11 protein-coding genes and 2 pseudogenes are annotated in these 12,836 nt (G+C 60.5%); 10 read left to right on the forward strand and 3 right to left on the reverse strand.

Going from position 1 to position 12,836, the window contains the following annotated elements; translation table 11 throughout:
- The coding region (locus PH551_RS28300; protein WP_285195945.1) for a BID domain-containing protein at positions 1-1,191 on the forward strand (1,191 nt) is incomplete at its 5' end.
- A 1,038-nt stretch (positions 1,192-2,229) separates the two neighbouring features.
- Here the strand turns inward: PH551_RS28300 and PH551_RS28305 are convergent.
- Positions 2,230-2,553 (reverse strand): annotated as a pseudogene (locus tag PH551_RS28305) (transposase); the annotation flags it as partial.
- A gap of 212 nt (positions 2,554-2,765) precedes the next feature.
- Here PH551_RS28305 and PH551_RS28310 point away from each other — a divergent pair.
- Positions 2,766-3,190, forward strand: a pseudogene (locus PH551_RS28310) (DUF4174 domain-containing protein).
- Between the two features lie 36 nt (positions 3,191-3,226).
- Positions 3,227-3,394, forward strand: a complete 168-nt coding sequence (locus PH551_RS28315) for a hypothetical protein (protein ID WP_020920431.1) — start codon at positions 3,227-3,229, stop codon at positions 3,392-3,394.
- On the opposite strand, the gene PH551_RS28320 is transcribed toward PH551_RS28315, so the two are convergent.
- Together PH551_RS28320 and PH551_RS28325 are read right to left on the reverse strand one after the other, a co-directional pair.
- The gene (locus PH551_RS28320; RefSeq protein WP_285195948.1) at positions 3,391-4,272 is read right to left on the reverse strand and encodes a LysR family transcriptional regulator; all 882 of its coding nucleotides are present in this window, start codon (positions 4,270-4,272) and stop codon (positions 3,391-3,393) included. The genes PH551_RS28315 and PH551_RS28320 overlap by 4 nt on opposite strands.
- The gene (locus tag PH551_RS28325) at positions 4,272-4,583 is read right to left on the reverse strand and encodes a putative quinol monooxygenase (RefSeq protein ID WP_285195950.1); all 312 of its coding nucleotides are present in this window, start codon (positions 4,581-4,583) and stop codon (positions 4,272-4,274) included. Before PH551_RS28325 ends, PH551_RS28320 begins: the two co-directional genes overlap by 1 nt.
- Positions 4,584-4,749: 166 nt before the next feature.
- On the opposite strand from PH551_RS28325, the gene PH551_RS28330 reads away from it, so the two are divergent.
- The 7 genes from PH551_RS28330 to PH551_RS28360 all read left to right on the forward strand — a co-directional run bounded on the left by PH551_RS28330 (position 4,750) and on the right by PH551_RS28360 (position 12,832).
- Positions 4,750-6,246: a CoA-acylating methylmalonate-semialdehyde dehydrogenase gene (locus tag PH551_RS28330; protein ID WP_020920434.1), complete on the forward strand. Its 1,497-nt coding sequence runs from the start codon at positions 4,750-4,752 to the stop codon at positions 6,244-6,246.
- 218 nt (positions 6,247-6,464) lie between these two features.
- Positions 6,465-6,947, forward strand: a complete 483-nt coding sequence (gene rirA / locus PH551_RS28335; RefSeq protein WP_285195954.1) for an iron-responsive transcriptional regulator RirA — start codon at positions 6,465-6,467, stop codon at positions 6,945-6,947.
- Positions 6,948-7,279: 332 nt separating this feature from the next.
- A complete protein-coding gene (locus PH551_RS28340; protein ID WP_097598968.1) occupies positions 7,280-8,875 on the forward strand; it encodes an ABC transporter substrate-binding protein in 1,596 nt (531 codons plus the stop codon).
- 86 nt (positions 8,876-8,961) lie between these two features.
- Positions 8,962-9,966: an ABC transporter permease subunit gene (locus tag PH551_RS28345; protein WP_285195957.1), complete on the forward strand. Its 1,005-nt coding sequence runs from the start codon at positions 8,962-8,964 to the stop codon at positions 9,964-9,966.
- Between the two features lie 9 nt (positions 9,967-9,975).
- Positions 9,976-10,866: an ABC transporter permease subunit gene (locus tag PH551_RS28350; protein ID WP_064800740.1), complete on the forward strand. Its 891-nt coding sequence runs from the start codon at positions 9,976-9,978 to the stop codon at positions 10,864-10,866.
- The gene (locus PH551_RS28355; RefSeq protein ID WP_285195960.1) at positions 10,866-11,882 is read left to right on the forward strand and encodes an ABC transporter ATP-binding protein; all 1,017 of its coding nucleotides are present in this window, start codon (positions 10,866-10,868) and stop codon (positions 11,880-11,882) included. Before PH551_RS28350 ends, PH551_RS28355 begins: the two co-directional genes overlap by 1 nt.
- Positions 11,879-12,832, forward strand: a complete 954-nt coding sequence (locus tag PH551_RS28360; protein WP_285195962.1) for a peptide ABC transporter ATP-binding protein — start codon at positions 11,879-11,881, stop codon at positions 12,830-12,832. The genes PH551_RS28355 and PH551_RS28360 overlap by 4 nt, the downstream gene beginning before the upstream one ends.
- Positions 12,833-12,836: the final 4 nt, after the last annotated feature.

The raw sequence follows: 12,836 nt of genomic DNA on the forward strand, positions 1-12,836 counted from the left end.
ATGTCATTGTCGGTCCCGGCACTCTCCGAAGGCGCCATGGCGCGTCTCATGGAGATCGAGGCGGTGCGCAACAGGGGCGGGGACGATGCTTATAAGACCGCCTTTGCCCTTGCCGCGAAGGACCGCACGGTCGTGCAAGAGATCAAGGCGGTCAGCGAGGCGCTGTCTGCCCGCTTCGGCTGGAGTGCCTTCACCGCAAAGGCGGATGCGGTTGCCGAGCGCAACATGGCCGAGCGCATGCCTAACGATCTGATGGTCGGCGAGCGCGAGAAGCTGACCCACCTGTTTGAAGCCGTCAAACGATTTGCCGAGGCGCAGCATCTGGCCGAACGTCAGGACCGCTCGAAGATCGTCGCGGCAGCCAGTGCCGTTCCGGACCAAGAGCAAGGCAAGGGATCAGGCAAGGAGGATGCGAGCGTGCTGCCCATGCTTGCCGCTGTCACTGAGTTCAAGATACCGATCGACGACGAGGCGCAATCGCGGGTTCTCTCGGCTCCCCTTTACCGTCAGCAGCGTACGGCACTGGCGGACGCGGCAAGGACGATCTGGCGCGATCCGGCAGGAGCCGTCGGCAAGATCGAGGAACTGCTTGCCAAAGGCTTTGCTGCCGAGCGTATCGCTGCTGCGGTGACCAATGATCCGGCCGCTTACGGCGCGTTACGCGGCTCTGGTCGTCTGATGGACAAGATGCTGGCTTCCGGCCGGGAGCGGAAGGAGGCGGCCCAGGCCGTGCCGGAAGCAGCCGCGCGCCTGCGCTCTCTCGGCTCTGCCTATGCCAATCTCTTCGATGCAGAACGACAGGCCATCAAGGCAGAGCGGGAACGTATGGCGGTTGCTATTCCGGGCCTGTCGAAGCTGGCGGAAGAGGCGCTCACACGGCTGACCACGGGGGCGGGGAACAAAAGCCATCGGCAAAACGCATCGGTCGCCCCACTCGACGCGAACATCCGCCGGGAGTTCGCCGCCGTCAGCAAGGCGCTCGACGAGCGCTTCGGCCGCAATGCCATCGTCCGTGGCGACAAGAATCTCATCAACCACCTGCCAGAGGCGCAGCGCCAGGCCTTCGTCGCGATGCAGGAGAGGCTGAAGGTCCTGCAGCAAACCGTGCGTACCGAAAGCAGTCAGCAGATCCTCGCTGAACGGCGCAATCGTACTGTCAATCGCGGCCGCGGCCGCGGGATTGACCTCTGACTGGACGGCCATTGTCGCAGGGGCAAGCTGGCACTAGGAATGATGGGCTCGCTCAGATTTTCGGCATCGCCTCTTAGACTAGTACGGCGAGATGTTGTTCACTTACGGCCTTGGCTAGCATGTAAAACTCGGCCGACGGCCCACACTGCGCCGGGCATCCGCTTCAATAAAGGAAAAGTTGAGGCTGGTAATGCGAGCGAAGGACGCGAGTCAAAAAGCCAGCCTGACGGTGAATTCAGGCCAGGCCTGTTTTCAATGCGGGCCAGGACCCCCAGCGCCGAGATGAACCACCGTCGATGGCCGCACCGCGATGATGCAGGATCGCGCGGGATTTGAATTGCAGATCCGCGCACCTTGCCGTAGCGAGGCCGTGACGGGGTCCTGCACGCCTTTTCGCTTCAATACTCGAACGTCTTGTCGTCCGACTTGTATGCTCGTCGAAATTCTTCTTCCCAGGGATCGAAAAATTTCTCGCCGTTAGGAAGCGGCGGCTTAGCTGGCCGGTCGTCTTTTTTGTGCTGTTCGTTTGAATCGTTCATGCGTCAGCTTGTAGCCAGAAGAGGCGAATGCGTCGACTATGTGCCGCACACGTTTTGAGAACACGGTTAGATTGCGTGATCGGATTCGGCAGTACCCCCTTCGCGATTAGCTGCTCGGGCTATAACTTAAACACCAAGCAGCCATTGCCTCAAATCTTCGCGCTACTTGTTCGCCTAGTTCCGAATCTGGCCCATCCTCGGAACCTTCGCGAACCTGATTAGCAGTCTTAGTGAGAACACCGGCGGCGTCTTCCCTCGAAATAAGGCCCTTATCCATTAACAAATACAGAGTGTTTATCGAAGCCAACGAATTCGCGCCGGAGATGATGTCATGCTCAGTATCCCACAGATTGCTAGCCAACTGTGCCTCCAAATTATGTTGTTAAAGCATAAGAGCAGACAGGGGTTCGAAGGTCTAGATGCGGCGGCACCGATTGGATTTTGGATGCCTCAGGCTGAAATGTCATTAATTCGGGCCAAAGTATGAGGCATGAGCCGGCTAGACGAAGCCGACAAAATTGGTTGCGAGTTTGTCATAGCGTATGGCGAGGCGACGCCATTGTTTCTCTCGACGCCCCAGCGCTGCTTGCAAGCGATGCTGATGCTTGCAGCGGCGTCGCGGAGGAATGAGCGGTTCACCACCCAGATGAAGGAGGATCTGATGCATGCTGTCGGCATCGTGAGCGCGATCGGCGAGCACCTGTTTGGCCGGTAGTCTCCAAACGAGATCGCAGACCAGACCCATATCGTTCTGCTTTCCTGGGCCGAGATGGTAACGAACTGGCAGCCCGAGGGCATCCGCTACAGCATGGATGTTACTGCCTGACCTCCAAGAGGCAGTGTTGAACTGATCTACTCCTCCGAAACTTATTTGTCACCGCAGCTTAGCCTGGGGCCGCTCAAGAAACTCGACAGGTTCAAAATCCCACTCAGCCGTAACAACCGCCCCGCCATCAGAATGAAAATTAGATCCCCGTCGTCTGGATGGAACCCGTGCCATCTCGGACCGTTCTCCAAGGTGACGGGAGAATACGCATGTCGAAAACCCTGCTCTACGGCGCGACCAAGATCGACGAGACGAACGGCGCCTATTCGCCAATCGAAAGCCTGGCCGCTTTCCAGTGGAAGAATCGTGTGTTCATTCTTTTCGCCGACAGGGACAATGCCCGCGCGGCGCGCCAGGAAAACCAGCTGCTGGCCGACCGCTCGATGAGCGCGACATGGTGGTGCTGAAGGTCTCGGGCGGCAAGGTGCGGGCGCTTTTCGGCGCTGCCGATGGCCTCAACGACGAAGTGATCCGCCGCGATCTCGATGCGCCGGAGACGGGTGAATTCGCCGCCTTCCTTGTCGGCAAGGACGGACTACTCAAGGTCAGCGAGCCGATCATCAGTGGCTAGCTCTTCGCCATTATCGACAGCATGCCGATGCGAGCTGCCGAGACGCTGAAGTCGGACAAATAGTCCCACGAACATCGCAAACATAAAAGGGAGGCGGTCATGTCCGTGCCCAACGAACCCATTCCCGATCAGCCGCCAATGCCGGCACCCGGCTGGAAGCCGGTGCCGCCGATCACCGAGCCGGAGCCGGACCGACTTCCCGATGAAGCGCCGGTCCCCAATCCCGATGAAAACGACGAGCCGGCCAAGCACGTTTCGGCGACTTAAAGGAAGATGTGGCGCTCGGCGCCGACGAGTTCCTGCAGGAAATCGACGACGCTGCGGACGCGCACGAGGTCGCGAGCCGTTTCGTGATAGGTTGTCCAATAGGCGCGCCGGATCGAAATGTCAGGCAGGATGCGCTGCAGTTCCGGATATTGCCGGGCGATATAATCATGCAGGATGCCGATGCCGGCGCCTGATCGCACCGCCTCCGTCTGGCCGATCGCCGTCGAAATTTCGAAGCCGGCGTCCCAGCTGCGCATTACCTCGCCGGAGAAATTCAGCGAGGCGGTGAAGATCAGATCCTCGACATAGCCGATGCGCGGATGCGCCTTCAGTGCCTCCACATCGCCGGGTCTTCCGTTTGAGCCGAGGTAGTCGCGTGAGGCATAGAGACCAAGTGTATAGTCCGTCAGCTTGGAGGAGACGAGCCGGCCCTGTTCGGGACGTTCCAGCGTGATGGCGATATCGGCCTCACGCTGCGACAGCGAGAAGGAGCGCGGCACGGGCACGAGCTGGATCTTCAGCGCTGGGTGGCGCTCGATCAGCCTGCCCATGCGCGGTGCAAGAAAGGAGACGCCGAAACCATCGGGCGCGCCGACGCGCACCGTCCCGGCGATCGCCGTGTCGGTGTGGCCGAGATTGGCCTGCGCCGCGAGCATTTCGGTTTCCATCCGCTCGGCGGCGTTAAGGAAAATGCCGCCTTCGGCCGTCAGCTCGCAGCCGTTCGTGCGGCGCACGAAGAGCCGCGTCTTCAGCGCGTCTTCGAGCGACGTCAGCCGGCGCGAAAGCGTGGCGTGGTTGAGCCCCAGGCGCTTCGAAGCGGCAAGGATCTGTCCGGTTCGGGCGACGGCCAGGAAAATGCGAACGTCATCCCAGTTCATCACTTGGCCCGCATTGCAATCGGATCGACGTCGATAAGCGTCAGCGACGTCACCATGCCGGCCGTCTCCTTTTTGTATTTGAGGAAATGCGGTGTCCGCAGATGGGCCTCATAGGCCTTTTGGTCGGCGTAAACTTCGAGAATGCGAACGCGGTTTGGAACCTGGCGCATGGAAACGGCGCTGAGCGAAAGGACGCCGTCTTCCAGCGCGACCGAAGCCTCGATTTCCTCCGCAAGCAACGTCCGATAGTCGTCGAGCCTCTCGGCGGCGATCTCCAGCTCCGCCATTCGCACGACAGGATTTTGGCTCATCGACCGACCCTTCCTGAGTTTGACTTGTCCGCAGGCCGGGCCAAGTTTGGGAGCAAGCAGCGCCTGCCCGGAACTATAAAATGCGCACAACGGTTGCTTATATCAACGCGTTGATTTGTGCAAATTGAAGTGCGATTATAGGCCCATCCAAACAGGAGGAACATCCATGCGTGAGATCGGACATTTCATCGGCGGCAAGCAGGTCGCCGGCACCAGCGGCCGCGTCAGCAACGTCTACAATCCGGCGACCGGCGAAGTGCAGGCGACCGTCGCCCTCGCCAGCGTGGAGGAGCTTCGCGCCGCCGTCGAGAACGCCAAGGCCGCACAGCCGAAATGGGCTGCCACCAACCCGCAGCGCCGCGCTCGCGTCTTCTTCAAATTCGTCGAGCTCCTGAACAAGCATATGGACGAACTTGCCGAATTGATTTCGAAAGAACACGGCAAGACGATCGAGGATGCCAAGGGCGACGTCGTTCGTGGCCTCGAAGTCTGCGAATTCGTATGCGGCATCCCGCATCTCGCCAAGGGTGAGTTCACCGAGGGCGCGGGTCCGGCGATCGACATGTATTCGATCCGCCAGCCGGTCGGAATCGGCGCCGGCATCACTCCCTTCAATTTCCCCGGCATGATCCCGATGTGGATGTTCGCGCCGGCGATCGCCTGCGGCAATGCCTTCATCCTGAAGCCCTCCGAGCGCGATCCCTCCCTGCCGATCCGTCTTGCCGAACTGATGATCGAAGCCGGTCTGCCGGCCGGCATCCTCAACGTCGTCAACGGCGACAAGGGCGCCGTCGACGCGATCCTCACCGATCCCGATATCGGCGCCGTTTCCTTCGTCGGCTCCACGCCGATCGCCCGCTACGTCTACGGCACGGCAGCCATGAACGGCAAGCGTGCCCAGTGCTTCGGCGGCGCCAAGAACCACATGATCATCATGCCGGATGCCGATATGGATCAGGCCGTCAACGCGCTGATGGGCGCAGGCTATGGTTCGGCCGGCGAGCGCTGCATGGCGATCTCGGTTGCCGTTCCAGTCGGCGAAGAAACCGCCAACCGCCTCGTCGAGAAGCTGACGCCGAAGATCGAATCGCTGCGCATCGGCCCCTATACCGACGACAAGGCCGACATGGGCCCGCTCGTCACCAAGGAAGCCTATAACCGCGTTCGCGGCCTCATCGACCGTGGCGTCGAGGAAGGCGCCAAGCTCGTGGTCGATGGCCGCGACTTCAAGCTCCAGGGCTATGAAGACGGTTATTTCGTCGGCGGCTGCCTGTTCGACCACGTCACGCCTGAGATGGACATCTACAAGACCGAGATCTTCGGACCTGTCCTTTCCGTCGTTCGCGCCCAAAACTATGAGGAAGCGCTGTCGCTGCCGATGAAGCACGAATATGGCAACGGCGTCGCGATCTATACCCGCGACGGCGACGCTGCCCGCGATTTTGCCTCACGCATCAATATCGGCATGATCGGCATCAACGTTCCGATCCCGGTTCCGCTCGCCTACCACTCCTTCGGCGGCTGGAAGGCCTCAAGCTTCGGCGACCTCAACCAGCACGGCACGGATTCGATCAAGTTCTGGACGAAGACAAAGACGGTCACCGCGCGCTGGCCCTCCGGCATCAAGAGCGGCGCCGAGTTCGTCATGCCGACCATGAAGTGATCTGCGCGACAGGTCGAACTACAATGCGGGGGCCTTCGGGCCCCCGTTTCATTTGAGCGTTGGCAGGCCATTTTGGACTATAACCAGACGATCGCGGAGCAGGATTGATGTCCCGGCAAATGGCCTCATAAGCTGAATACGAATTTCATATTTTGGAATTGTTCAAAACTGCCAAACCGCCTATATACATCTGAACAGGCACGAGTCAGGAGATCGGCATGCGGTTGACGAAGCAGACCAACTATGCGGTTCGCATGTTGATGTATTGTGCTGCCAACGAAGGGCAGCTGAGCCGGATTCCGGAAATTGCTAAGGCCTACGGGGTTTCCGAACTCTTTCTTTTCAAGATCCTGCAGCCGTTGAATAAGGCGGGTCTGGTCGAAACCGTGCGCGGCAGAAACGGCGGCGTGCGCCTGGGAAAACCGGCGGCTGAGATCACACTCTTCGATGTCGTGCGGGTGACGGAAGATAGTTTCGCCATGGCCGAATGCTTCGAAGACGACGGCATGGTCGAATGCCCGCTGGTCGACAGCTGTGGCTTGAACTCGGCACTGCGCAAGGCGCTGAACGCGTTCTTCGCCGTGCTCTCGGAATATTCGATCGACGACCTCGTCAAGGCCCGTCCTCAGATCAATTTCCTGCTGGGAATTACCGGCGAGCAGCACTACCGCAAGCCGGCGGCTGTTGCCCCCGCCGCCTGATTTCAAGAAACACGTCTGACTTATGAAACCGCGGTTGCTCGGCGATCGCGGTTTTTGTTTGGGCCATCCGCTTGCACATAAGGGTGCTGAAATGTCCAACATGCGCTGCTGAGAGGGCGCAATTATCCAAAATGCGACGAAATCCCGGACGTTTTTGTCTGAATATTTCCGAATAAGGCTGATTTTTGACCAAAAATTTCTAAAATTGTCCAGCTGGAAAAATTTTCTCCGTAGGCCGTTGCTTTCAGTAGATAAATGTCGTTCCATCGACCGTCGATCGGGATGCCTACGGGTCTCCAGACATCAAAAAAGAACAACCGGGAAACAATATTATGAAAAAGATCTCTGTCATGCTGGCAGCGACGGCCCTGATTTCGGTCATGGCGACGTCCGCCTGGTCCAAGACCCTTGTTTATTGCTCCGAGGGTTCGCCGGAAGGCTTTGACCCGAGCCTCTATACCGCAGGCACGACCTTCGACGCGTCCTCGCGCACCGTCTACAGCCGCCTCGTCGAATTCAAGCATGGCGGCACCGAGATCGAACCTGGTTTGGCCGACAGCTGGAGCGTTTCGGACGACGGCAAGGAATACACCTTCAAGCTTCATCCCGGCGTCAAGTTCCAGACCACCGACTTCTTCACGCCGACGCGCGATTTCAACGCTGACGACGTCGTGTTCTCCTTCGAGCGCCAGCTGAAGTCCGACAATCCGTGGAACAAGTATGTCGAGGGCGGTTCTTACGAATACGCCGCCGGCATGGGCTTCCCGGAACTGATCAAGTCGGTCGAGAAGGTCGATGACCTTACGGTAAAGTTCACGCTCAACCATCCCGAAGCGCCGTTCCTGGCCGACCTCGCCATGGACTTCGCTTCCATCATGTCCAAGGAATATGCCGACAAGCTTGCCGCCGACGGCAAGATGGCGCAGCTGAACCAGCAGCCGCTCGGCACCGGCCCCTACACCTTCGTCGCCTATCAGCCGGATGCCGTCATCCGCTACAAAGCGAACGAAACCTATTTCAAGGGCAAGGAAAAGATCGACGATCTGGTTTTCGCCATCACTTCTGACGCTGCCGTGCGCGCTCAGAAGCTGAAGGCCGGCGAATGCCACCTGATCCCTTATCCGAATGCCGCCGATGTTCCCGAACTGAAGAAGGATGAAAATCTGACCGTCCTGGAGCAGCCCGGCCTCAACGTCAGCTACCTTGCCTACAACACGCAGATGGCGCCCTTCGACAAGCCGGAAGTCCGCCGCGCACTGAATTCGGCGATCAACAAGCAGGCGATCGTCGACGCGGTCTTCCAGGGTGCGGCCACCGTTGCCAAGAACCCGATCCCGCCGACCATGTGGTCTTATAACGACGCCGTTCAGGACGAGAAGTACGATCCGGACGCAGCCAAGAAGGCTCTGGCCGAGGCCGGCGTCAAGGATCTCAGCATGAAGGTCTGGGCGATGCCGGTGTCGCGGCCCTACATGCTGAATGCCCGCCGCGCTGCCGAACTGATCCAGGCCGACTTCGCGAAGATCGGCGTCAAGGTCGAGATCGTCACGCATGAATGGGCCGAGTATCTGAAGCTCTCCTCAGACGTGAAGCGCGACGGCGCCGTCATTCTCGGCTGGACCGGCGACAATGGCGACCCCGACAACTTCATGGATACGCTGCTCGGCTGCGATGCCGTCGGCGGCAACAACCGCGCTCAGTGGTGCAACAAGGAATACGACGACCTCATGACCAAGGCGAAGCTGACGGCCGATGTCGGCGAGCGCACAAAGGCCTATGAGCAGGCGCAGCTGATCTTCAAGAAGGAAGCCCCCTGGGCAACCCTCGACCATTCGCTCGTCTTCGTTCCGATGAGCAAGAAGGTCTCGGGCTTCAAGATGGACCCGCTCGGCATTCACCGTTTCGACGGCGTCGACGTATCCGAATAACAAGAATAATGTAAGAATGCCCGGCATAGCTGGGCGCAGCCGGCGGTCAGGACCTCCTGACCGCCGGAAACTATTGGACATCTGCCATGTTGCGTTTTTTTATCGGCCGCCTTGCGGTGCTGATCCCGACATTTCTCGGCGTTTCCCTGATTGCATTCTCGTTCATCCGCCTGCTGCCCGGAGATCCCGTCATGCTGCTCTCGGGCGAACGCGTGATGGCGCCGGAGCGGCACGCCCAGATCATGCACGATCTGGGTTTCGACCGGCCCATGTATATGCAGTATTTCGACTATCTCGGAAAAGTGCTGCAGGGCGATCTCGGCACCTCGATCGTCACCAAGCGGCCCGTCCTCGGCGAATTCCTGACGCTGTTTCCGGCAACACTGGAACTTTCCCTATGCGCCATCATCCTCGCCGTCTGTCTTGGCGTGCCCGCCGGCGTCTTTGCCGCCGTCAAGCGAGGCACGTGGTTCGACCAGAGCGTAATGGGTGTGGCCCTGATCGGCTATTCCATGCCGATTTTCTGGTGGGGTCTGCTGCTCATCATCTTCTTCTCCGGCTATCTCGGCTGGACCCCGGTATCGGGCCGCATTTCGCTGATGTATTTCTTCAAGCCGGTGACCGGCTTCATGCTGATCGACAGCCTGCTGTCAGGTCAGAAAGGGGCCTTTGCTTCGGCCGTCAGCTATCTCATTCTGCCGACCATCGTGCTGGCGACCATCCCGCTCGCCGTCATCGCCCGCCAGACGCGCTCGGCCATGCTCGAGGTTCTCGGCGAGGACTATGTCCGCACCGCACGCTCGAAAGGTTTGAAGCCGCTGCGCGTCGTCGGCGTGCATGCACTGCGCAATGCAATGATCCCCGTCATCACCACGATTGGCCTGCAGATCGGTGTCCTTCTTGCAGGCGCCATCCTCACCGAGACGATCTTCTCCTGGCCGGGCATCGGCAAATGGATGGTCGATTCGGTGTTCAAGCGTGATTACGCGGTGGTCCAGGGCGGCCTTCTCCTGATCGCCGGCGTCATCATGCTGGTGAATCTGATTGTTGACGTCCTCTACGGCTTCATCAATCCGCGCATTCGTCACTAGGAGCGGTCCATGAGCACGGTCACCGTCAAAACCGGCCAGCCATCCGCTCTTGCGGAATTCTGGCATTATTTTTCCCGCAACAAGGGCGCCGTCATCGGCCTCGTTGTTTTTGTCATCATCCTCGTCGTTGCGATCTTTGCACCGGTCTTTGCGCCGCATGCGCCGAACGAGCAGAATCGTGAAGTGCTCTTGGCAGTGCCGGCCTGGATGGAAGGAGGCCACGCCTCCTTTCCGCTCGGAACGGATGCCGTCGGCCGCGATATCCTCTCGCGCCTGATCTATGGCGCGCGCTTCTCGCTCTTCATCGGCGTCGTCGTCGTCACGCTTTCGGTCATATGTGGTGTCCTGATCGGCCTCGTCGCCGGCTATTTCCGCGGCCGGATCGATACCGCCATCATGCGCCTGATGGACATTATCCTGGCCTTTCCGTCGCTGCTGCTCGCGCTCGTGCTGGTGGCCGTCCTCGGTCCCGGCCTTACCAATGCGATGATCGCGATTTCGCTGGTTAACCAGCCGCATTTCGTGCGGTTGACCCGAGCCTCGGTCATTTCCGAGCGTGAGAAGGAATATGTGATCGCCTCGCGCGTCGCCGGCGCGGGCACGCTCCGCTTGATGTTCAAGACGATCCTTCCGAACTGTCTCGGGCCGCTGATCGTTCAGGCGACGCTTGCCTTCTCGGCGGCGATTCTCGATGCCGCCGCCCTCGGCTTTCTCGGTATGGGCGCTCAGCCGCCGACACCCGAATGGGGCACCATGCTCGCCGAGTCCCGCGAATTCATCTCGCGTGCCTGGTGGGTCGTGACATTTCCGGGTCTTGCCATCCTCATCACCGTTCTCGCCATCAACCTGATGGGTGACGGCCTGCGCGATGCGCTTGACCCCAAACTGAAGAGGTCGTGATGCCGCTCCTCGAAATCGAAAATCTGACTGTCGAATTCCAGACGTCCTCCGGTCTTTTCCGCGCCGTCGACGGCGTGTCGCTCACCTGCGACAAGGGTGAGATCCTCTCTGTCGTCGGTGAATCCGGCTCCGGCAAATCCGTCGCCATGCTGGCCCTGATGGGGCTGCTGCCGTGGACGGCGAGGATCACCGCCGACCGCATGCAGTTCGATGGCAAGGATCTGCGCGGCATCTCCGGCCGCCAGCGCCGCCGGATCGTCGGCAAGGAGATGGCGATGATCTTCCAGGAGCCGATGTCGAGCCTGAACCCGTGCTTCACCGTCGGTTTCCAGCTGGGCGAGACCCTGCGCGTCCATATGGGTCTCAACCGGAAGGAGCGCCGCGAACGGTCGATCGAACTCCTGAGCCTCGTCGGCATTCCGGCGCCGGAAGATCGCCTGTCGAACTTCCCGCATCAGATGTCGGGCGGCATGAGCCAGCGCGTCATGATCGCCATGGCGCTCGCCTGCAATCCGAAGCTCCTGATCGCCGACGAGCCGACGACCGCACTCGACGTGACGATCCAGGCGCAGATCCTCGATCTACTCGTGCGCCTGCAGAAGGAGCAGGGCATGGCGCTGGTGCTGATCACCCACGACATGGGTGTCGTCGCCGAAACCGCCGAGCGCGTGCAGGTGCAATATGCCGGTCAGAAGGTCGAGGAGCAGCCGGTCACGGCGCTGTTCCGAGATCCACACCACCCCTATACGGCAGCCCTGCTTGCCGCCTTGCCGGAGCGCGCCGAAGTCGGCCAGCGCCTTCCATCGATCGCCGGCGTCGTTCCCGGCCAGCATGGCCGCCCGACGGGCTGTCTGTTCGCTCCTCGCTGCGGCTATGCCACGGTCGAATGCGAACGCGGCGTCGTGCGCCAGGGGCCTGAACTCGGACGGGCGCTGTGCAACTATCCACTGAAGGACGGCAAGCCGCTGGGCCATCCCGGTGTCATGCGCGTTGAAACTGCAGGAGACCTGGTATGACGGGCGCTGTTCTCGAGGGCAGGGATCTCGCCCGTTTCTACACCGTTAACCGCGGTCTCTTCAAAGCCGACGCCACGGTCAAGGCGCTGAACGGCGTCAGCTTCAGCCTCCATTCCGGCAAGACCCTTGCCGTCATCGGCGAATCCGGCTGCGGCAAGTCGACACTTGCCCGTCTGGTCACGATGATCGAAGATCCGACGGCCGGCGAGTTGCTGATCGACGGCAGGCCCGCGCGTGTCGGCGACCGCAGCCTGCGCAGCCAGGTGCAGATCGTCTTCCAGAATCCCTACGGTTCGCTCAATCCGCGCCAGAAGGTCGGTGCGATCCTGGAAGAACCGCTGAAGATCAATACCGATCTCGATGCCAGCGCCCGCCGCCGCAAGGTGGAGGAGATGATGGCCCGTGTCGGCCTGCGCCCGGAGCATCACGGCCGCTACCCTCATATGTTCTCCGGCGGCCAGCGCCAGCGCATCGCCATTGCCCGCGCGTTGATGCTGCGGCCGAAGGTTCTGGTGCTCGACGAGCCAGTTTCGGCCCTTGATCTGTCGATCCAGGCGCAGGTGCTGAACTTGCTTCTGGACCTGCAGAAGGAGATGGGCCTTGCTTACCTCTTCATCTCGCACGGCCTCTCGGTGGTCCACCACATCGCCGACGAGATAATGGTGATGTATCTGGGTCGCCCGATCGAAACCGGTCCCGCCGCCGAAGTCTTCGCCCGGCCGCGCCATCCCTATACGGCCGCCCTGCTGTCGGCGACCCCGATCGCCGACCCCGAGCGCGAGAAGACCCGCATCCGGCTGCAGGGCGAACTGCCGTCGCCGCTGAAGCCGCCGTCCGGCTGCCACTTCAACCCGCGTTGCTGGAAGGCGCAGGACTATTGTCGCCAGGTTTCTCCCGAATTAAGTGGAGAAGGCGCACAACAATATGCCTGTCATTTCCCGCTCGACTGAGCGG

Source organism: Rhizobium atlanticum, from assembly GCF_030182485.1.
Lineage (GTDB): Bacteria > Pseudomonadota > Alphaproteobacteria > Rhizobiales > Rhizobiaceae > Rhizobium.